Consider the following 20,772-nt stretch of genomic DNA (forward strand, 5'->3'; position numbering starts at 1 on the left):
CGAATCAAGTTCAAAAACAATACTGCCTAAGGGAATCTGCGGGAAGGGAGCTGGCCAAAAAATAAGCCCCGGCATTTGTCAATGCCGGGGCCACAAGATGTTGTGGATATTGATCTTAAAATCAGTATCTGTAGTGGTCAGACTTGAAAGGACCTTGGGTCGTGACGCCGATATACGCGGCCTGCTCGTCCGAAAGCTCGGTCAATTTTACGCCGAGCTTGGCGAGATGCAGGCGGGCGACCTTTTCGTCGAGGTGCTTCGGCAGCACGTAGACCTGATTCTGATACTGACCGGGCTTGGTGAAGAGCTCGATCTGCGCCAGTGTCTGGTTGGTGAAGGAAGCGGACATGACGAAGGATGGATGGCCGGTGGCGTTGCCGAGGTTCAGCAGGCGGCCTTCCGACAAGAGGATGATGCGGTTGCCCTTGGCGAACTCGATCAGGTCGACCTGCGGCTTGACGTTCGTCCACTTCAGGTTACGCAGAGCGGCAACCTGGATTTCGTTGTCGAAGTGGCCGATGTTGCCGACGATCGCCATGTCCTTCATCGCGCGCATATGGTCGATGCGGATGACGTCCTTGTTGCCGGTCGTGGAGATGAAGATGTCGGCGCTGGAGACGACGTCTTCGAGCTGAACGACTTCGTAACCGTCCATCGCAGCCTGGAGCGCGCAGATCGGATCGACTTCCGTAACCTTGACGCGGGCGCCGGCGCCGGAAAGCGACGCGGCAGAGCCCTTGCCGACGTCGCCATAGCCGCAGACGACAGCGACCTTGCCGGCCATCATGACGTCGGTTGCGCGGCGGATGCCGTCAACCAGCGATTCCTTGCAGCCGTACTTGTTGTCGAACTTCGACTTAGTGACCGAGTCGTTGACGTTGATCGCCGGGAAGGGCAGCAGGCCCTTCTGGCTAAGCTGATAGAGGCGGTTGACGCCCGTGGTGGTTTCTTCGGTCACGCCCTTGATGGCGTCGCGCTGCTTGGTGAACCAGCCCGGCGAAGCCTGAAGGCGCTTCTTGATCTGCGCGAAGAGGATTTCCTCTTCTTCGGAATGGGGGTTGGAGAGCACGTCCTCGCCGGCTTCGGCGCGGGCGCCGAGCAGGATGTACATGGTGGCATCGCCGCCGTCGTCGAGGATCATGTTGGACAGGCCGCCATCGGTCCACTGGAAGATCTTATCGGTGTAGATCCAGTAGTCCTCGAGGCTTTCGCCCTTGATGGCGAAGACCGGCACGCCGGAAGCAGCAATCGCCGCAGCGGCATGGTCCTGGGTCGAAAAGATGTTGCAGGATGCCCAGCGAACCTCGGCGCCGAGCGCCACCAGCGTCTCGATGAGAACGGCTGTTTGAATCGTCATGTGCAGCGAGCCGGTGATGCGCGCGCCCTTCAGCGGCTTCGTTTCGCCGAACTCGGCGCGGCAGGCCATCAGGCCCGGCATTTCGGTTTCGGCGATCGTGATTTCCTTGCGACCGAAGTCGGCAAGGCCGATATCCGCGACGACGTAGTCTTTTTCAGTGCTCATGAAGATCTCCAGCCTGAACGATGCAACCGCGCCGTGGGCAAAACGCCTCGGCCGAATGCAACAAGAATTGCACGCTGACAGCGTGTGGGATGATGCCGTGTAGCAGGCTTCAGGCTGGAAATCAATAATGATATAAAGAAGTCTTTATGTCTTTATATCCTGGCGGCAGCCAAGAGGAAAACTTAGATTTCCTCGCCGAACTTGTTGGCCACAAGCAGGTCCAGCGCCTCGAGCGCTTCGGCGGCCTGATTGCCGCTCGCCGTCACCAGCACGCTGCAGCCGGGGCTGGCCGCCAGCATCATCAGGCCCATGATCGAATTGCCGCCGACCGTCGTCCCGTCCTTGGAAACGGTGATGGCGGCGTCGTAGGCTTCGACGGTCTGGACGAATTTGGCGGAGGCGCGGGCGTGGAGGCCTCGCTTATTGATGATCAGGAGTTCCCTGGAAAGCTCGGTCATAGAGGCGGTGCTGTCCGTCATTTGCCGCTGAGCACACGGCTGGCTACGTTGATGTATTTGCGTCCGGCCTCCGAAGCTTCAACCAGAGCCTTCTCCATGTTGTTGTCGCCGCGCACGCCTGCAAGCTTGATGAGCATCGGCAGATTGACGCCGGCGATGACCTCGGTATGGCCGCTATTCATGACGGAAATTGCAAGATTGGAGGGCGTGCCGCCGAACATGTCGGTCAAGATGATGACGCCGTGGCCATCATCCGCGCCGGCGACGGCTTGCAGGATATCCTGTCGCCGCTTGTCCATGTCGTCTTCGGGACCAATGGATACCGTTTCTATGAACTTCTGCGGACCAACGACATGCTCGACCGCATGCCGAAACTCTTCAGCTAGCTTGCCATGAGTGACAAGCACAAGTCCGATCATGATATTACTGCTCCCATCGCATTACGCAAACAGGTGGCCAATATCGCAATGCAGCAATGTCGTCCACCAGTTGGGGGGACATCTTGGCGATGAAAAGACGAAGTGCAAGCTTAAAATACAGGATTTGAACGCCTGTGAAGGCTTAAAAGGCCGATTAATCCAAACTGGAAGCGATTTTCGCCATAATTGTTGCGAGCGGATTCAGCGAGTTGGCAGACAGGCGGACCAGCGGCAGCCGGATGGAGCCGGTCACGTTTATCTGCTCGTCCTCGGGAGGCAGCCTTTCCGCCGTCGCTGGATCGACCGGACGGATAGCGAAGTGCATTTCGGCCTTCTGAACGTAAGGCAGGCGAACAATGCCGGTGTAGCGGATTTCCATCAGGCCGGCGATCGAAGGCGGGCATTCGGCGAGAATGGAACCATCGTGCTCTGCGATCAATACCCGGTCGTCGGCGACCAGCGCTGCGGCGAGCCCGAGCGGCTTGGCGGCTGTCAGACATGAAAAGGCGAGCGAGGATTTGCCGCTGCCCGAAGGCCCCAGGAACAATAGGCCGGTCTTGCCGATGACGATCGCTGTCGCGTGAATATTGGCTGCTTCGACGGTCAAGCGGCCGCTCATGCTGGTGTCTCGGCGGGCAGAGACAGGATGAAGCGGGCGCCCAGCAGCGTTGTGCCGTCAGTGTCGATAATGTTCTCCGCGCGGAGCGATCCGCCATGCGCCTCGGCAATCTGTCGGCTGATCGACAGGCCGAGACCCGAATTCTGCCCGAACTCCTCCGAATCCGGCCGGTCGGTATAGAAACGTTCGAAGATGCGGTCGATGTCCTCGGCCTGGATGCCGGGGCCATTGTCCTCGATGTAGATGACGCAGCGCGTCCTCGTGCGCGTCAGCCTCACCGTGATCTTCCCGGTGCCGTTCGGGACGAAGGATCGAGCGTTTTCGATGAGATTGGTGACGATCTGGCCGATACGCAAGTCGTGACCGACGACGGTGAACTTCGCCTTGTTGGCCGGCTTGCGGTCGACCAAATACTCAATCTCGACTGCCCTCTTGCTGTGTCCGACCTGGCGGGAAATATCGATCATGTCGCGCAGCAGCACTTCCAGATCGAGCGATTTTTCATCCGAGCGGGCGAGTTCAGCGTCGAGACGCGAGGCGTCGGAGATATCGCTGATCAGCCTGTCGAGGCGGCGCACATCATGCTGGATCACATCCATCAGCCGCTTCTTGGAATCGTCGCTCTTGGCCAGCGGCAGCGTCTCGACGGCGCTGCGCAGGGATGTCAGCGGGTTCTTCAGCTCGTGGCTGACATCGGCGGCAAAACTTTCGATCGCATCGATGCGGTCGTAGAGCGCCGACGTCATGTCGCGCAGCGCGATCGATAGGTTGCCGATCTCGTCCTGGCGGGCGGAGAAATCGGGAATTTCCTCGCGCTCCTTCGCCCCGCCGCGGCGCACGCGAATGGCGGCGGCCGAGAGCCGGCGCAGCGGATTGGCGATGGTTGACGACAGAAGCAGCGACAGGACGACGTTGACCAGCGTCGCAACGCCGAAGACGCGCATGATCGCCAGGCGCTCGGCATGGACGATCTTGTCGATGTCGCCGGCTTGGGTCGAGAGCAAAAGCACGCCGAGCACAGCCCGGAAACGCTGGATGGGCACTGCGACCGAGACGATCAGTTCGCCCTTTTCCGTGGTGCGGACGACGGCACCGCGCACGCCGGTCAGTGCGTTCATGACTTCCGGATAGATCGAACCGTCGCCTCCGGGCGCTTCCTTGTAAACAGGCAGGTTGCCTGGCTGCAGCATCTTGTTCAATAACCCGCTGAACCAGTCCGACCAGCTCTGCTTCTCGTCGTCAACAGGCGGCAGGTCATAGCGCAGCACCTGGCCGCGGGAATAGAGGTGGCGGCTGTCGAGCAGCAGATTGGCATCGGCGTCGAAGATGCGGGCGCGGGTGCGTGTCGGCGAGATCAACCGGGTCAGCACCGGCGCCACCTTTTCCGGATCGATCGGGAATTCCAGGTCCTCGTCGTTCGGAACAGGCGTAATGCTCTGGCCGGCCTGCAGCTCGAGCAGCTTCTGCGGATCGATGGTGATGGAATTGGTGTCGACCGATGCCGAGGCGGAAACGGCACCGGCGATGATTTCGCCCTGGGTCAGCAGGCTCTCGACGCGCGCGTCGATCAGGCCTTCCCGGAACTGGTTGAGATAGAGAATGCCGCCGACAAGAACGACAAGGGCGGCAAGATTGAAGAACAGGATGCGCCGCGTCAGGCTCGAAAAGACGGCATTGCCGAAGATTCGGCGGATCAGCGTGAACGGATGAGTCCATCGGCGGCGCGCAGGTCGAGCGCCGCTCGGGCTTTCCGCGTCATCTATATCTCTGTCCTGCACCAGCTGTGCCAATCCAATGGCCCTTTCGAAGAACGGGATCGCGGTCCCGTCCGCATGCTCTTATTCCATTGCCCGCTGTATGGTCCAGTTAACTATTCGGGCATGATGCCGAAAGGTGTGAGGGGATTTCGGACGACGTCATGCCCTATTGCTGGTTCCGGAGCGGATTCAGATTTTAGGTCGATCCGACCTAAAATCATCCGGCTCAGGCAGCTTCGCGGAAGCGGTAGCCGACGCCATACAGCGTCTCGATCATATCAAAATCGAGATCGACCATCTTGAATTTCTTGCGGAGCCGCTTGATGTGGCTGTCGATCGTGCGGTCGTCGACATAGACCTGCTCGTCGTAGGCGGCGTCCATCAGAGCGTCGCGGCTCTTCACGACGCCGGGGCGCTGCGCCAGGGAATGCAGGATCAGGAATTCCGTGACGGTCAGCGTCACCGGCTCGCCCTTCCAGGTGCAGGTATGCCGCTCCTGGTCCATGACGAGCTGGCCGCGCTCCAGCGAGCGGGCCTGCTGCGTGGCACCCGGCTTGGCAGCTGCGCTGCCGCCGGCTGCGTTCGCGGCCTCGCGGGCGGAAGCGCGGCGGAGCACCGCCTTGACGCGCTCGACCAGCAGGCGCTGCGAGAAAGGCTTGGTGATGAAGTCGTCGGCGCCCATCTTCAGGCCGAAGAGTTCGTCGATCTCCTCATCCTTCGAGGTGAGGAAGATCACCGGTATATCGGACTTCTGCCGCAGGCGGCGCAGAAGTTCCATGCCATCCATGCGCGGCATCTTGATATCGAAGATCGCCAGCTGCGGCGGCCGGGCGAGCAGACCATCGAGCGCGGACGCGCCGTCCGTATAGGTCTCTACCTTATATCCCTCTGCTTCCAAGGCAATCGACACGGAAGTCAGGATATTGCGGTCGTCGTCAACGAGCGCGATTGTCAACATGGTATTCGTCTCCGTCATCAGTGCGCGTCTCCCGGATTTGGAATCCAGCCCAGGCGGTTTGCCAGCTCGGTCGGCGGTAACCTGGCGCGCTTATGGGGATAAAGGTGGAACAAATTGTGGCAAAGATAAAGGGGTGGATTGTCGAACCGCGACGCGCTTGCTCAAAGGTTGTGCGACGAAACGTCCCGGTGTTGTCAATTCAAACGATTTAAAATTATCGAAGTTTATTTAAATCGATTAAATAACTGATATCATTAAATATTTTTTGTTTTTCGCTCTTGTGCTTTTAAAAAGACGTCTCTACGCTTTAGAAAGTTCTAACGGCCAAGGCCTTGTTGAGGAAAAAAGTGATGGAGCAATTCGGCGTCCGTAATCCCGCAACCGAACTGGGAACGATCGGCCTGGGAGCCGCCGCCAGCGTGCGCTATAACCTCATGGAGGCCCACCTCTATGAAGAGGCGATTCGCCGCCGCGAAGCTGATCTCACCGCCGATGGTGTGCTGAGGGCGCTGACCGGGCAGCACACCGGCCGTTCCCCGAAGGACAAGTTCGTCGTGCGCGACGCCACCACCGAAGATCAGATCTGGTGGGACAACAACAAGCCGATGTCGCCGGAGCACTTCGCGCTGTTGCAGGAAGATATGCTGGCGCATGCGCATGGCAAGGACCTGTTCGTCCAGGATCTCATCGGCGGTGCCGATCGCGACTACGCCCTGCCGACGCGTGTCATCACGGAATTCGCCTGGCATTCGCTGTTCATCCGCAACCTGTTGATCCGTCCCGAACGTTCGGCGCTCGAAAGCTTCGTGCCCAGGCTGACGATCATCGACCTGCCGAGCTTCCGCGCCGATCCGGAGCGTTACGGCTGCCGCACGGAAACGGTGATTGCCTGTGATCTGGTCAACGGCATCGTTCTGATCGGCGGCACGTCCTATGCCGGCGAAATGAAGAAATCGGTCTTCACCGCGCTGAACTATCTGCTGCCGGAACGCGGCGTCATGCCGATGCACTGCTCGGCCAATGTCGGCCCTGATGGCGACGCCGCGATCTTCTTTGGTCTGTCGGGCACCGGCAAGACGACGCTCTCAGCCGATCCGACGCGCACGCTCATCGGCGACGACGAGCATGGTTGGGGCGAAAACGGCATCTTCAACTTCGAAGGCGGCTGCTACGCCAAGACCATTCGCCTGTCGGCCGAGGCCGAGCCGGAAATCTACGCCACGACCCGCCGCTTCGGCACGGTGCTGGAAAATGTCGTGTTGGACGAGCATGGCCGCCCGGATCTCGACGATGGTTCGCTGACGGAGAATACCCGCAGCGCCTATCCGCTGCATTTCATCCCGAACGCCTCGGAATCCGGCTTAACAGGCCATCCCGAGACGATCATCATGCTGACGGCCGATGCCTTCGGCGTCATGCCGCCGATCGCCAGGCTGACGCCGGAACAGGCGATGTACCACTTTCTCTCCGGTTACACCGCCAAGGTCGCCGGCACGGAGAAGGGCGTCGTCGAGCCGGAAGCCACGTTCTCGACCTGCTTCGGCGCTCCCTTCATGCCCCGCCATCCGGCCGAATACGGCAATCTGCTCAAGGAGCTGATCGCCCGCCACGGTGCCCGCTGCTGGCTGGTCAACACCGGCTGGACCGGCGGCGCCTACGGGACGGGACGGCGCATGCCGATCAAGGCGACGCGTGCCCTGCTGGCCGCCGCACTGAAGGGCGATCTCGACAATGTCGAATTCCGCATCGATCCGAATTTCGGCTTTGCGGTGCCGGTTGCCGTCGAGGGCGTCGACACGGCCATCCTCGACCCGCGCTCCACCTGGGCCGATGGCGAGGCCTATGACGCGCAGGCCAAGAAGCTGGTCCAGATGTTCGTGACCAACTTCGCCAAGTTCGAGGATCACGTCGACGGCAATGTCCGCGACGCGGCGCCGGGAATGCCCGTCGCAGCAGAATAAACATCCAGAACGGGAATGACTCACGTGAAACCCGGCGACCAGTTCGCCGGGTTTTCATTTTGCCCGGCAGTAGTTTTCAACCGCGCTCCGATGTGGGATAGACAGGCGCGGAGAAAACCATGGCCAGCGAAGCGCTTTACATCAACGACCGGATCACCATCGCCGGCTGGGAGCTGACGGAACAATTCGTTCTGGCGGGCGGTCCTGGCGGCCAGAACGTCAACAAGGTTGCGACGGCGGTCCAGCTTTTCTTCAGCCTCCAGAATTCGCCGTCGCTCAACGAGCGCGTCAAGGCAAATGCGGCGAGGCTTGCCGGGCGGCGCCTTTCCAAGGACGGCGTGCTGATGATCGAGTCCAGCCGTTTCCGCAGCCAGGATCGCAATCGCGAGGATGCCCGCGAACGCCTGAAGGAACTGATCCTCGAAGCCGCGGCCCCGCCGCCGCCGCCGCGCAGGAAGACCAAGCCGACGAAGGGTTCCATCGAGCGCCGGCTGAAGGAAAAATCCGGGCGCTCCGAAGTCAAGAAGATGCGCGGCAAGCCTGGCGGCGATTAAGCCGGCTTTCGGGCTGCGCTTTTGGTTGGCGGGATTAGAATGCGGATTGTCGGGCGATCTGATTTCGCGGCAGCTGCGTGCCTGCGACGACGGCACATTCACCTGGCCGGCACCATCAGGAAAACATCAATGCTGCTTCCCAACGGAATTCGCCATCTCCCCGACTATCTCGATCGCCCCAAACAGGAAGGCCTGGTCGAGGCCATCCGCGCAATCGTGGCCGAAGCGCCGCTGTTCACGCCCGCCATGCCCGGGACAGGCAAGGAAATGTCGGTGCGCATGACCAATTGCGGTGCGCTCGGCTGGGTGACGGACAAGCAGCGCGGCTATCGCTATCAGCCGACGCATCCCGTCACCGGCCGACCATGGCCGGCCATGCCGCCGCAATTGCTCGATCTCTGGAATGATATAGCTGGCTATGAAAAGCCGCCGCAGGCCTGTCTCGTCAATTTCTACGCTGACGATGCCCGCATGGGGTTGCATCAGGACCGTGACGAGCAGGATCTGGCTGCACCCGTCCTGTCGATCTCGCTAGGTAATAGCTGCCTCTTCCGGGTCGGCGGTCTCAACCGCAACGATCGCACGCTATCCTTCAAGCTTGCGAGCGGCGATATCGTCGTTCTCGGCGGGGAGGGAAGGCTATGCTTCCACGGCGTCGATCGCATCTATCCGGCAACGTCGACACTCTTGAAGAATGGCGGCCGGATAAACCTGACCTTAAGGCGTGTTCAGCCCTGAGCCTCAGAGCTTCCTCAACGCCACCTGTTCGATCAGGTGATTCTTGCCCTTCTGCAGGATGAGGTCGGCGCGTGGCCGCGTCGGCAGGATGTTCTGGCGCAGGTTCTTGAGGTTGATGTTCTTCCAGAGCCCTTCGGCGATGGCCAGGGCCTCCTCGCCGCTGATCGAGGCGTAGCGGTGGAAGAAGGAATTGGGATCGCGGAAGGCGGTTTCGCGCAGCTTCATGAAGCGGGCGACATACCAGGTATGGATAAGCTCCTCGTCGGCGTCGATATAGATCGAGAAGTCGAAGAAATCTGAAACCATCGGTACGATCTTGCCATCGGCCGGCAGATGCCGCGATTGCAGCACGTTGATGCCTTCGAAGATCAGGATATCCGGACGGTCGACCGTCTTGAATTCATTCGGCAGCACGTCATAGACGAGGTGCGAATAGCAGGGCGCCTTCACATCCGGCTGTCCTGCCTTGATCGCCGAGAGGAAGCGCAGCAGCGCTGCCGTATCGTAGCTTTCCGGAAAACCCTTGCGCTGCATCAGGTTGCGGCGCTGCAGCTCCGCATTCGGATAGAGAAAGCCGTCCGTGGTGATCAGGTCGACCTTCGGGCTCGACGGCCAGCGGCGCAACAGTTCTTTGAGGATACGGGCCGTGGTGGACTTGCCGACGGCGACGGAGCCGGCAATGCCGATGACGAACGGTGTCTTGGCGACATTCGAGAGGCTCAGGAACCGGTTGCGCTGCTCGAACAGGATCTGCGAGGATTCCACATGCGAGGACAAAAGGCGCGACAGCGACAGATAGATGCGCCGGACCTCGTTGAGATCGATCGGGTCGCCCATCGAGCGCAGCCGCGTCACTTCGTCGGCCGTCAGCGTCAGCGGTGTGTCGGCCCGGAATTTCGCCCACTCTTCCGAAGAAAAGAAATAATAGGGCGAATAGGCTTTCGCCTGAAAAATATCGAGCGTCTCGGGCGCAGTCGGGGTCTTGGTTGCTATCGTCATCGCTCTCTACCGGCGCGCCTTCTCCTGAAGGCCGGATTGTGAGGTGCGCCTTTCGAGCTCACCCATGACATTCTGCAACGGAATGCCTGCAATCTTCAATACGACCATAAGATGATAAAGCAAGTCCGCGGCCTCATAGGTGAGGTTGTCGTGATCGTTGGTGACCGCCGCCATCACGGCCTCGATCGCTTCCTCGCCCAATTTCTTCGCGGCTTTCGGCTGGCCGGCGGCGCATAGCCTGGCGGTCCAGGATTCCTCCGGCGAGGCCTTGGAACGCTCCTCGACAATTCGTTCGAGGTCGGAGAGGGTAAATCCGCTCATTGGTTCGCTGCCTCCTAATCGAGCCGCATGGGAATGCCGCGCTCCGCCATGTAGCGCTTTGCTTCGCCCACCGAATAGGTGCCGAAGTGGAAGATCGAGGCGGCGAGCACCGCCGTCGCATGGCCTTCCTTGACACCGGCGACGAGATCGTCGAGGTCGCCGACGCCGCCGGACGCGATAACAGGCACCCGCACGGCATCCGCGATCGCCCGCGTCAGCTCCAGATCGTAGCCGACCTTGGTGCCGTCGCGATCCATGGAAGTGACGAGAAGCTCGCCGGCGCCGCGCTCGACCATCCGGCGCGCGAAATCGACGGCGTCGATGCCGGTCGCGTTGCGGCCGCCATGGGTATAGATCTCCCAGGCGCTCATATTGTCGCCGCCGAGCGCCTCGGTTCGCCGCCGCTTGGCATCGATCGAGACGACGATGCACTGGTTGCCGAACTTGTCGGCCGCTTCGGCGACGAAATCCGGATTATTGACGGCTGCCGAATTGATCGACACCTTGTCGGCGCCGCAGAGCAGCAGCTTGCGGATATCGGCGATGGAACGCACGCCGCCGCCGACAGTCACCGGCATGAAGCATTGCTCGGCGGTGCGCGCCACCACATCGAAGATGGTTTCGCGATTGTCGGAAGAGGCCGTGATGTCGAGAAAGCAGAGCTCGTCGGCGCCGGCGGCATCATAGGCCTTGGCCGCCTCGACGGGATCGCCGGCATCGACGAGATTGAGGAAGTTGACACCCTTGACGACGCGGCCGTCCTTGACGTCGAGGCAGGGGATGACGCGGGCTTTCAGGGTCATTGCACTGCCTCCCTGGCCTGCTTGATCAGTGCCAGTGCTTCCTTAGGGTCGATGCGGCCATCATAGAGCGCGCGGCCGGAAATCGCACCCTCCAGTTTGCGGGCGTCAGGCTCGATCATGCGGCGGATATCGTCAAGCGAAGCCAATCCGCCGGAGGCAATGACCGGGATGGAAACAGCTTCGGCCAGTTCCAGTGTCGAAGCCCAATTGATGCCGGTGAGAATCCCGTCGCGGTCGATGTCGGTGTAGATGATGGCGGCGACGCCGGCGCCTTCGAATTGTTTCGCCAGCTCGATGACGCCGAGTTCGGAGGCTTCCGCCCAGCCCTCGACCGCCACCTTGCCGCCCTTGGCGTCGATACCGACGGCGATATGGCCCGGAAACTGCCTGCAGGCTTCGACGACAAGCGCCGGATCGCGCACGGCGACCGTGCCGAGGATGACGCGGGTCAGACCGCGCGACAGCCAGTTTTCCATATGCTCGAGGGTGCGGATGCCGCCGCCGAGCTGTACCGGGTTCTTCGTTGCCTTGAGGATGGCGTCGACGGCAGCGCCGTTGACGGTCTCGCCGGCGAAGGCGCCGTTGAGGTCGACCACATGCAGCCACTCGAAGCCCTGGTCTTCGAAGGCTTTCGCCTGAGCCGCCGGATCGGCATTGTAGACGGTCGCCTGCTCCATGTCGCCGAGCTTGAGGCGCACGCATTGGCCGTCTTTTAGGTCGATAGCGGGGAAAAGAATCATGATTTCTGTCCTTGGAGCGCGAGCCTTACGGCTTCCAGCGCAGGAAATTGGCAATCAGGGCGAGGCCGAGTTTCTGGCTCTTCTCCGGATGGAACTGCGAGCCGGCCATGTTGTCGCGTCCGACGAAGGCGGTCATTGGTCCGCCATAGTTCGTGGTGGCGATGACGTCTTCGCCATGGTCGGCGGCCAGATGATAGGAATGGACGAAATAGGCGTGCAGCCCGTCCGGCCCGGTCGGAATCCCGTCGAAGAGCGCGTGCGGATGCCGGATATCCAGCGTGTTCCAGCCGATCTGCGGGATCTTCAGGCTGGGATCGTTCGGGGTCATCTCCTTGACGTCGCCCTTGATCCAGCCGAACCCTTGGGTAACGGTCTTTTCCAGCCCGCGCGACGACATAAGCTGCATGCCGACGCAGATTCCGAGGAAGGGGCGGGCCTTGTGTTCCACGACATCGATCACGGCTTCCGCCATGCCTGAAACGGCATCGAGCCCGCGACGGCAATCGGCGTAGGCGCCGACGCCCGGAAGCACGATACGGTCCGCGGTAGCGACGCGCTCGGCATCATTTGTGAGGTCGATGTCCGCATCGATGCCGGCTTCGCGGGCAGCCCGCTCGAAAGCCTTGGTGGCCGAGCGCAGATTGCCGGAACCATAGTCGATAATTGCGACGCGCATCGTCAGCGTCCTCCGTCATAGCCGGGGAGACCGAAGCTCGGACCGGAACGGCTGGAATTGCTGTTGTTGGCCGAGATATCCCAATTTTTCGAATGGATATCCTGCTGCGGTTCCTCGTCGATGTGGGAAAAATGGATTTGCTCCGCCGTCGCCAAATCATGCGCTGAGACGAGATTTTCCATTTTCCACCCGCGGTCCATAAGCCGCTGGCCGAGCGCATACGGGCCCTCGAGGGCTGCCAGAACATGCACGCCGAGCAGAATGGCTGCGCCGGCGGCAAACAGGCCCGGCTGGCGCATCAATTCCAAGGCAAGGCCTTGCAACAGAAAAGCTGCGGCGGCATGCAGCCACAAACGATGGAAAAGCATCCACAGCACCGGAAACAGGAAGGCCTTCAAGGAAAAGCCGTCGCGGATGAATCGCGTACCGTCGCGATACCGGTCCGATACTTCGGATCGGTTCGCCGCTCCGGGTGGAGTCAAAATCAGATAGCTTGCCATTTCTTCACTTCCCCAGGTTGGGGTTCAGGCGAGCGTGCCCTTCGTCGAGGGCACCCGGCCTGCCTGCCGCGGATCGATCTCGGTTGCGGTACGCAATGCGCGCGCAACGGCCTTGAAGCATGTCTCGGCTATATGGTGATTGTTGGCGCCATAATGGTTGAGAACATGCAGTGTGATGCCGGCATTCTGCGCTAAAGCTTGGAAGAACTCACGCACCAGTTCGGTGTCGAACGTGCCGATCTTCGGGGCGCTGAAGCTGACGTTCCACACAAGGAAGGGCCGGCCCGAGAGATCGACGGCCGCCTTGGTCATCGTCTCGTCCATGGCAAGGTCGATCGAGGCATAGCGCGTGATGCCGCGCCGGTCGCCCAGCGCCTTGGCGATGGCCTGGCCGATGGCGATGCCGGTATCCTCGACCGCATGATGGTCGTCCACATGCAGGTCGCCCTTGGTGTCGATCTCCATGTCGATCAGCGAATGTCGCGAAAGCTGTTCCAGCATATGGTCGAAGAAGCCGACACCCGTCGAAATCGTCGACTTGCCGCTGCCGTCGATATTGACGGACACGGAGACGGAAGTCTCGTTGGTCTTGCGGGAAACGCTTGCCGTGCGGCTTGCTGCGGTCTCTGCCATGGGCTGCTCCATCGGAATACGGGGGTTCCTTATCAGGCGTATTGAGAAATATCCAGAAGTTACGCGCGGGCTTGCGTCTTTAGCCGGCTCGTCTGCATTGATCCGGCTTGGCTGCCATTTGCAATCGTCAAAAGCCCTCTTACATAGGTGCTGACGGGGCCGAAACGCGGCCCGGCAGAAAGCCCGCCGGAACGGGGGCAAACAGGTGTTAAATGACGACAATTGTGACTATTCGCAAGAACGGCAAGGTCGTGATGGCCGGTGATGGCCAGGTCAGCCTTGGCCAGACCGTAATGAAGGGCAATGCCCGCAAGGTTCGCCGCATCGGCAAGGGCGATGTCATCGCCGGTTTCGCCGGCGCGACCGCCGATGCCTTCACCCTGCTCGAGCGCCTTGAAAAGAAGCTGGAACAATATCCGGGCCAGTTGATGCGCGCAGCCGTTGAGCTCGCCAAGGACTGGCGCACAGACAAATATCTGCGCAACCTCGAAGCCATGATGCTGGTTGCCGACAAGAGCGTGACGCTCGCCATCACCGGCAACGGCGATGTGCTCGAGCCGGAACACGGCGCCATGGCGATCGGCTCGGGCGGCAATTTCGCGCTTGCGGCCGCCCGTGCGCTGATGGATACCGACAAATCCGCTGAGGATGTCGCCCGCCGCGCCCTCGATATCGCCGCTGACATCTGCGTCTACACCAATCACAACGTGATTGTGGAAACGCTCGACGCCGAAGCCTAATTTCCTCTCTTGATAGTTTCTAGCCCTGACGGGAAACACACGAAATGACCACTTTTTCCCCCCGCGAGATCGTTTCCGAACTCGATCGTTATATCGTCGGCCAGCATGAGGCCAAGCGCGCCGTGGCGATCGCCCTGCGCAACCGCTGGCGCCGCCAGCAGCTCGAGCCCGATCTGCGCGATGAAGTCATGCCCAAGAACATCCTGATGATCGGCCCGACCGGTGTCGGCAAGACGGAAATCTCCCGTCGCCTCGCCAAGCTGGCCGGCGCGCCCTTCATCAAGGTCGAAGCCACCAAGTTCACCGAGGTCGGCTATGTCGGCCGCGATGTCGAACAGATCATCCGCGATCTCGTCGAAGTCGGCATCGGCCTGGTGCGCGAAAAGAAGCGCGCCGAGGTTCAGGCCAAGGCGCATATGAGCGCCGAGGAACGCGTGCTTGACGCCCTGGTCGGCGCGACTTCATCGCCGGCGACGCGCGACAGCTTCCGCAAGAAGCTGCGCGACGGTCAGCTTGATGACAAGGAAATCGACATCGAAGTTGCCGACACCGGTTCCGGCATGCCCGGCGGCTTCGAAATCCCCGGCATGCCCGGCGCCAATATCGGTGTGCTCAACCTGTCGGAAATGTTCGGCAAGGCCATGGGCGGCCGCACCAAGAAGGTGCGCACCACAGTCAAGGATTCCTACAAGGAACTGGTGCGCGACGAATCCGACAAGCTGATCGACAACGAGGCGATCCAGCGCGAAGCCGTGCAATCCGCCGAGAATGACGGCATCGTCTTCCTGGACGAAATCGACAAGATCGCGGCCCGCGACGGCGGCATAGGCGCCGGCGTCTCCCGCGAAGGCGTGCAGCGCGACCTGCTGCCGCTGGTCGAAGGCACGACGGTTTCGACGAAGTACGGCCCGGTCAAGACGGACCATATCCTCTTCATCGCCTCCGGTGCGTTCCACGTGTCGAAGCCTTCGGATCTCCTGCCGGAACTGCAGGGCCGCCTGCCGATCCGCGTCGAGCTCCGGCCGCTGACCAAGGAAGACTTCCGCCGCATCCTGACCGAACCGGAAGCCAGCCTCATCCGCCAGTACAAGGCGCTGATGGAAACGGAAGACCTGAAGCTCGATTTCACCGACGACGCCATCGACGCACTTGCCGATGTTGCCGTGCATCTGAACTCCACAGTCGAGAATATCGGCGCACGCCGCCTGCAGACGGTCATGGAGCGCGTGCTTGATGAGATCTCCTACAACGCTTCGGACCGCGCCGGCGTATCGGTGACCATCGATGCCGCCTATGTTCGCGAGCATGTCGGCGATCTCGCCAACAACACCGATCTCTCCCGCTTCATTCTGTAGCAGGCTGGCAGAGGCGATTTAAAACAGTAAGCACTCGACAGCGGGCCGTTAACTTTTTAGTTAGGGGCCCGTTTCTTTGTGTCGGATGGCTTTATTCGGCCAAGTTTATCCGTCAGGCAGCCGCACGGAAACATCGGTTGAAACTTCGACAGGACAGCCATCTTGCGACGCATACTGATCATATTTCTTCTGGCGGTCGCCAGCTTCTCCTGGATGCCCGCATTTGCGGAAGCGGCAGTCGCGGTGCCGCCCGGTAACCGAAATGCCGAGCAGCCGCCGGTTCCCGGCGCCTCCGTGCGCCGCACCCGAGGCACGAATTCGACCTTCGACCGCAAGTACCAGAAAGTCCGCGAGCTGCTGGCGACCGACACCAAGCTGATGTCGAAGATCAAGTCGACGGCACGCGCCTATGGCATCGATCCGATCCATATCATCGGCGCGCTCGTCGGCGAGCACACCTACAACGTCGATGCGTATGACGGTCTGCAGTCCTATTACGTCAAGGCTGCCTCCTATGCCGGCCAGAGCTTCCGCTTCGCCTATGACGGCGAAAGTGTCGACGATTTCATCACCCGGCCGCAATTCGACGTCTGCAAGAGCAAGAGGGACTCCTACAGCCTCTGGACCTGCCGAGACGATGTCTGGGAAGACGATTTCCGCGGCAAGACGGTCGGCGGCAAATCCTATCCCGACAATCGCTTCAGTGCGGTTTTCTTCCAGCCCTTCTATGCCGGTCAGACCTTCGGCCTCGGCCAGGTCAATCCGCTGACGGCACTTGAGCTATCCGATCTGGTCAGCAGCACCTCGGGCATTCCGAAGCTGGATGAGAAGGATGCCGGCGGCGTCTATAAGGCCATCATGGATCCCGACCTGTCGCTGGCCTTCGTTGCCGCATCGATCCGCAAGTCCATCGACGACTATCGCTCGATCGCCGGCATGGACATATCAGGCAATCCGGGCATCACCGCGACGCTCTACAATCTCGGCAACACCCGCAAGCGCGCCGCAGCACTTGCTGCAAAGAACCGCGGCGCCGCGCAGCCGGTCTGGCCGGAGGAAAATTACTATGGCTGGCTTATCAATGATAAGCTGAGTGACCTGAAGTCGCTTCTCTAGATTTTGCTGGCGGCATTCACCATATCGGGTGTCTGATGCCGCTCAGGCCACATAGGCCAAGCAGGAGCCCGGCTTTCGAGGAGAATTGATCTCATGGACATGATCCCGGAAGCCTTTTCTCCGCCCGCGCCGGTCCCGCGCACCGTCCCGCCATCGCGATTGACGATCATCCGTACCATCCTGCGCAATCCGCTCGAATTGTGGGGCGAGCCCTCCTATACGCTGCCTTGGATCAAGACCAAATTCTTCAACGAGCGGACGCTGATTGTCAACGATCCCGGCCTGATCAAGCATATCCTGGTCGACAACGCTGCCAACTACCGCATGGCCGATATCCGCCAACTCGTGCTCCGGCCGATCCTGCGCGATGGGCTGCTGACCGCGGAAGGGCCTGTCTGGAAGCGCTCGCGCAAGGCTGTGGCACCGGTGTTCACGCCACGCCACGCCCAGGGCTTTGCCGGCCAGATGCTGAGTCAGAGCCTGGAATATGTGCACAAATACGAAGGTGTCGGCGACAAGGGCGCGACTTTCGACATCGCCGCCGATATGACCGAGCTCACCTTCGCCATTCTGGCCGAGACGCTGTTTTCCGGGGAGATCGTCACCGAAAGCGAGCATTTTGCCGACGATGTCAACGAGCTGCTGCATCGCATGGGGCGCGTCGATCCCATGGATCTGTTGCGCGCGCCCGCCTGGGTGCCGCGCGTCACCCGCATCGGCGGCCAGAAGATGCTCGACAAGTTTCGCGGCATCGTCCGCAATACCATGAACCTGCGTCTCGACAAGATGCGCAGGGATCGCGCCAGCGCGCCGGATGATTTCCTGACGTTGCTTCTGGAAAAGGCCGGCCCAGACGGGCTCACGATGGAGGAGATCGAGGATAATATCCTCACCTTCATCGGCGCAGGTCATGAGACGACGGCCCGCGCGCTTGCCTGGACGCTCTACTGCGTTGCCAACAGCCAGCATATCCGCGAAGCCATGGAAGAGGAAATCGACCGGGTGCTGGCAACAGATGCCGAGCCCGTCGCCTGGCTCGACCTGATGCCGCATGTCCGTGCCGCTTTCGAAGAGGCGATGCGCCTCTATCCGCCGGCGCCTTCGATCAACCGGGCCGCTATTGCCGACGACGAATGGATGAGCACGAAGGGCGAGCGCGTGACGATCCCGAAGGGGATCACCGTGTTGATCATGCCCTGGACGCTGCATCGCCACGAGCTCTATTGGGAAAAGCCGCGCGCCTTCATGCCCGAGCGTTTTCTTCCGGAGAACCGCGGCAAGATCAACCGTTTCCAGTATCTGCCTTTCGGCGCCGGTCCCCGCGTCTGCATCGGCGCCACCTTCGCCCTCCAGGAGGCGGTTATCGCTCTTGCGGTCATGATGCGCCGCTTCCGCTTCGACACGACTGAAGAGACCGATCCCTGGCCGGTGCAGAAGCTGACGACCCAGCCGCGCGGTGGTTTGCCGATGCGGGTTACGGTGAGGAACGGTTCGGCATAGCCGAAGCAATCGATCCGGTGAATCGATTGCAGTGACGAACGCCCGGAGCGGAAGCGAAGGGCCAGCGGCTGAGAATGCGGGGCCTATCTCGCCCCTGGCGGCGAGAAAGCAATTTCACTGGTTTAGGAATTGCGAAACAGGAGTTCTATACGTTCAAAATCTCGGTGCAATTTCTAAGCCATTGAAATTGCAAGAGCGGGGGTCCGTATCTTGCCTATTGTCGAGATTCTCCGCGCCCCACCTGCCCCCTCTCTTGCAAAAACTAAGAATTACACGGCGGACAAGCCCCTGCCTAATCTTAAGTTTTTGCTTTCTCGCCCGCCAAGGGCGAGATAGGTTTCGCGCTTGCCGCTTCGACCTCAATCCCCAAGGATGAATTGATCAGTGACGTCTCATTTCCTGCTCGGCATCGACACGGGTGGAACCTATACCGATGCCGTTCTCTTCCATGAAACCGATGGTGTGATCGCCAAGGCGAAATCGCTGACCACGCGGCACGATCTGGCCGTCGGCATCGCCGGCGCCGTTGATGCCGTCATTGCCGATGCCGGCGTTCCGGTTACGGCGATCGGCCTTGTTTCGCTGTCGACGACGCTCGCCACCAATGCGCTGGTGGAAGGGCAGGGCGGTCGCGCCGGGCTGGTCATGATCGGCTTCGGTCCCGATGATCTGAAGCGCGATGGCCTGGCGGAAGCGCTCGGGTCCGATCCCGTGCTGTTTCTGCCGGGCGGCCACAATGTTCACGGCAACGAAAATCCGCTCGATCTGACGGCATTGGAAGACGCACTGCCGGAACTGGCAAAGACGGTCTCCTCCTTCGCCATTGCCGGCTATTTCGCCGTGCGAAATCCGGCTCATGAAATCAGGGTGCGCGATCGTATCCGCGAATTGTCGCATCTGCCTGTTACCTGCAGCCACGAGCTATCCTCCAAGCTCGGAGGCCCGCGACGGGCTTTGACGACGCTGCTCAATGCCCGTTTGGTATCGATGATCGATCGTCTCGTCGGTGCCTGCGAAGGGTTTCTGGCAACGCGCGGCATCGCTGCGCCGATGATGGTGGTTCGTGGCGATGGAGCGTTGATTTCGGCTGCCGAGGCCAAGCTTCGGCCGATCGAGACCATTTTGTCCGGCCCGGCCGCGAGCCTGGTCGGCGCGCGCTATCTCACAGGCCTCGACGATGCTGTCGTTTCCGATATCGGCGGCACGACCACCGACGTTGCCATCATGGATGCCGGCCGGCCGAGGCTCGACGCCGATGGCGCTGTTGTCGGAGGCTATCGCACCATGGTCGAGGCCGTCGCGATGCGCACCTATGGCCTTGGCGGCGATTCGGAGGTGAAGATCAACGATCGCGGCCTCGTCGCCGGCTTCGAACTCGGGCCGCGTCGCCTGCTGCCGCTCAGCCTTGCCGCCCATGCGCATGGCGAGGCCGTGCTTGACGTGCTGGAGCAGCAATTGCGTGCGCCGCATCTTGCCCGCAATGCCGGCCGCTTCGCCATGCGCACCGGCGTGCCGGATCATCTGGCGAGCGGCCTCACGCCGCTCGAACAGGCGCTATTCGACAGGATTGGCAATACTCCCCTGGCACTCGACAAGCTTCTGACCGTAACCTCGCAGAAGGCTACTCTGGACCGGCTGGTGGCGCGGGGGCTAGTGCATCTGAGTGGTCTGACGCCGTCGGATGCCATGCATGTGCTGGGTCGGCAGAACCAGTGGAATGCGGAAGCTGCGCAGCTTGGGTTGGCCCTGGCGATGCGGCTGAAGGATGGCTCCGGACGCGCCATCGCCTCTTCCATCGAGGAATTGGCACAGAAAATCGTCGATCGCCTTACCCGCCAATCGGCCGAGGTCATTCTTGCCGCCTGTCTTGCCGAGGACGGCGTTGCCGATCTGGATCCGGCCAGGTCGATCTCGATCGATCGCGCCCTTCGCCGCGCCTCGGGCATTGCTCGCTTCGCTGTTTCGCTTGACCGCCCCCTTATCGGGCTCGGCGCTTCGGCACCGGTCTACTATCCCGCTATCGCCGCAATGCTGGGGAGCGAAACCACCATTCCTGCTCACTCGGATGTGGCCAATGCGGTCGGCGCCGTTGTCGGCCAGGTGCGAGCCAGCGCCACCGTCTTCGTCACCATGCCGGAAGATGGTATCTACGTTTTGAACGGAGCCGGCGAAAGTCTGCGGTTCACCGATGAGGACAGGAGCTTTGCTGATGCGCGGGCGCGGGCCGTCGAGGCTGCGATGGCGCAGGCGCGGCTCAATGGCGCCGTGGATCTCGTGGTGGCAATGGATGAGCAGGTGGACGCGCCGGAGGTCGAGGGGAGCCGCAAGCTGATCGAGGCACGTTTCATCGCAACCGCCAGCGGGCGTCCTCGCATTGCCATGGACTGATTGTTTCCGACGGCG

At 61.1% G+C, this 20,772-nt stretch carries 21 protein-coding genes; 8 read left to right on the forward strand and 13 right to left on the reverse strand.

Annotation, left to right across the window (positions count from 1 at the left end):
- Positions 1-121: 121 nt before the first annotated feature.
- The 6 genes from ahcY to AB8B29_RS17130 form a co-directional block, all read right to left on the reverse strand.
- Positions 122-1,522, reverse strand: a complete 1,401-nt coding sequence (gene ahcY, locus AB8B29_RS17105) for an adenosylhomocysteinase (RefSeq protein ID WP_037195540.1) — start codon at positions 1,520-1,522, stop codon at positions 122-124.
- A gap of 182 nt (positions 1,523-1,704) precedes the next feature.
- Complete coding sequence (locus AB8B29_RS17110) at positions 1,705-1,980, reverse strand: HPr family phosphocarrier protein (protein ID WP_037195537.1); 276 nt, start codon at positions 1,978-1,980, stop codon at positions 1,705-1,707.
- A 17-nt stretch (positions 1,981-1,997) separates the two neighbouring features.
- Positions 1,998-2,399: a PTS sugar transporter subunit IIA gene (locus AB8B29_RS17115; protein ID WP_034481375.1), complete on the reverse strand. Its 402-nt coding sequence runs from the start codon at positions 2,397-2,399 to the stop codon at positions 1,998-2,000.
- Between the two features lie 154 nt (positions 2,400-2,553).
- Complete coding sequence (locus AB8B29_RS17120; RefSeq protein ID WP_439006613.1) at positions 2,554-3,018, reverse strand: HPr kinase/phosphorylase; 465 nt, start codon at positions 3,016-3,018, stop codon at positions 2,554-2,556.
- The gene (locus AB8B29_RS17125) at positions 3,015-4,808 is read right to left on the reverse strand and encodes a sensor histidine kinase (RefSeq protein ID WP_037195535.1); all 1,794 of its coding nucleotides are present in this window, start codon (positions 4,806-4,808) and stop codon (positions 3,015-3,017) included. Before AB8B29_RS17125 ends, AB8B29_RS17120 begins: the two co-directional genes overlap by 4 nt.
- Positions 4,809-5,001: 193 nt before the next feature.
- The gene (locus AB8B29_RS17130; RefSeq protein WP_197072741.1) at positions 5,002-5,733 is read right to left on the reverse strand and encodes a response regulator transcription factor; all 732 of its coding nucleotides are present in this window, start codon (positions 5,731-5,733) and stop codon (positions 5,002-5,004) included.
- Between the two features lie 350 nt (positions 5,734-6,083).
- Here AB8B29_RS17130 and AB8B29_RS17135 point away from each other — a divergent pair, with 350 nt between their 5' ends.
- From AB8B29_RS17135 to AB8B29_RS17145, 3 genes are all read left to right on the forward strand, one after another.
- Positions 6,084-7,694 carry a phosphoenolpyruvate carboxykinase gene (locus AB8B29_RS17135; RefSeq protein WP_112440812.1) on the forward strand — a complete coding sequence of 537 codons (1,611 nt, stop codon included), beginning with the start codon at positions 6,084-6,086 and terminating at the stop codon, positions 7,692-7,694.
- A 119-nt stretch (positions 7,695-7,813) separates the two neighbouring features.
- Positions 7,814-8,248, forward strand: coding sequence for an alternative ribosome rescue aminoacyl-tRNA hydrolase ArfB (arfB, locus tag AB8B29_RS17140; protein ID WP_092573044.1), 435 nt, complete (start codon positions 7,814-7,816; stop codon positions 8,246-8,248).
- Between the two features lie 129 nt (positions 8,249-8,377).
- Positions 8,378-8,986: an alpha-ketoglutarate-dependent dioxygenase AlkB family protein gene (locus tag AB8B29_RS17145; protein WP_037195526.1), complete on the forward strand. Its 609-nt coding sequence runs from the start codon at positions 8,378-8,380 to the stop codon at positions 8,984-8,986.
- 3 nt (positions 8,987-8,989) lie between these two features.
- Here the strand turns inward: AB8B29_RS17145 and coaA are convergent, their stop codons facing one another.
- The 7 genes from coaA to hisB are packed head-to-tail and all read right to left on the reverse strand — an operon-like array spanning position 8,990 to position 13,658.
- On the reverse strand, positions 8,990-9,985 hold the full coding sequence (coaA, locus tag AB8B29_RS17150) for a type I pantothenate kinase (protein WP_037195524.1): 996 nt from the start codon (positions 9,983-9,985) through the stop codon (positions 8,990-8,992).
- Positions 9,986-9,991: 6 nt separating this feature from the next.
- The gene (locus tag AB8B29_RS17155) at positions 9,992-10,306 is read right to left on the reverse strand and encodes a phosphoribosyl-ATP diphosphatase (RefSeq protein WP_037195522.1); all 315 of its coding nucleotides are present in this window, start codon (positions 10,304-10,306) and stop codon (positions 9,992-9,994) included.
- A 14-nt stretch (positions 10,307-10,320) separates the two neighbouring features.
- Complete coding sequence (hisF, locus tag AB8B29_RS17160) at positions 10,321-11,109, reverse strand: imidazole glycerol phosphate synthase subunit HisF (protein ID WP_037195520.1); 789 nt, start codon at positions 11,107-11,109, stop codon at positions 10,321-10,323.
- Positions 11,106-11,849 carry a 1-(5-phosphoribosyl)-5-[(5-phosphoribosylamino)methylideneamino]imidazole-4-carboxamide isomerase gene (hisA, locus tag AB8B29_RS17165; RefSeq protein WP_112440814.1) on the reverse strand — a complete coding sequence of 248 codons (744 nt, stop codon included), beginning with the start codon at positions 11,847-11,849 and terminating at the stop codon, positions 11,106-11,108. The genes hisF and hisA overlap by 4 nt, the downstream gene beginning before the upstream one ends.
- Before the next feature lie 25 nt (positions 11,850-11,874).
- On the reverse strand, positions 11,875-12,525 hold the full coding sequence (hisH, locus tag AB8B29_RS17170; protein WP_047559300.1) for an imidazole glycerol phosphate synthase subunit HisH: 651 nt from the start codon (positions 12,523-12,525) through the stop codon (positions 11,875-11,877).
- Between the two features lie 2 nt (positions 12,526-12,527).
- Complete coding sequence (locus AB8B29_RS17175) at positions 12,528-13,025, reverse strand: DUF2628 domain-containing protein (RefSeq protein ID WP_112440816.1); 498 nt, start codon at positions 13,023-13,025, stop codon at positions 12,528-12,530.
- 24 nt (positions 13,026-13,049) lie between these two features.
- Complete coding sequence (gene hisB / locus AB8B29_RS17180) at positions 13,050-13,658, reverse strand: imidazoleglycerol-phosphate dehydratase HisB (RefSeq protein WP_112440818.1); 609 nt, start codon at positions 13,656-13,658, stop codon at positions 13,050-13,052.
- 212 nt (positions 13,659-13,870) lie between these two features.
- On the opposite strand from hisB, the gene hslV reads away from it, so the two are divergent.
- From hslV to AB8B29_RS17205, 5 genes are all read left to right on the forward strand, one after another.
- Positions 13,871-14,398: an ATP-dependent protease subunit HslV gene (gene hslV, locus AB8B29_RS17185; RefSeq protein WP_034481393.1), complete on the forward strand. Its 528-nt coding sequence runs from the start codon at positions 13,871-13,873 to the stop codon at positions 14,396-14,398.
- Between the two features lie 44 nt (positions 14,399-14,442).
- Positions 14,443-15,753: an ATP-dependent protease ATPase subunit HslU gene (gene hslU, locus AB8B29_RS17190; RefSeq protein WP_037195508.1), complete on the forward strand. Its 1,311-nt coding sequence runs from the start codon at positions 14,443-14,445 to the stop codon at positions 15,751-15,753.
- A 162-nt stretch (positions 15,754-15,915) separates the two neighbouring features.
- Positions 15,916-16,869 (forward strand): DUF1402 family protein, encoded by a 954-nt coding sequence (locus tag AB8B29_RS17195; protein WP_037195507.1) that lies wholly within the window; start codon positions 15,916-15,918, stop codon positions 16,867-16,869.
- A gap of 93 nt (positions 16,870-16,962) precedes the next feature.
- Positions 16,963-18,369: a cytochrome P450 gene (locus AB8B29_RS17200; protein WP_037195505.1), complete on the forward strand. Its 1,407-nt coding sequence runs from the start codon at positions 16,963-16,965 to the stop codon at positions 18,367-18,369.
- 384 nt (positions 18,370-18,753) lie between these two features.
- A complete protein-coding gene (locus AB8B29_RS17205; protein ID WP_092573037.1) occupies positions 18,754-20,757 on the forward strand; it encodes a hydantoinase/oxoprolinase N-terminal domain-containing protein in 2,004 nt (667 codons plus the stop codon).
- Positions 20,758-20,772 lie beyond the last annotated feature (15 nt).

This window comes from Rhizobium sp. 11_C7_N12_5, assembly GCF_051811145.1.
GTDB lineage: Bacteria > Pseudomonadota > Alphaproteobacteria > Rhizobiales > Rhizobiaceae > Rhizobium > Rhizobium lusitanum.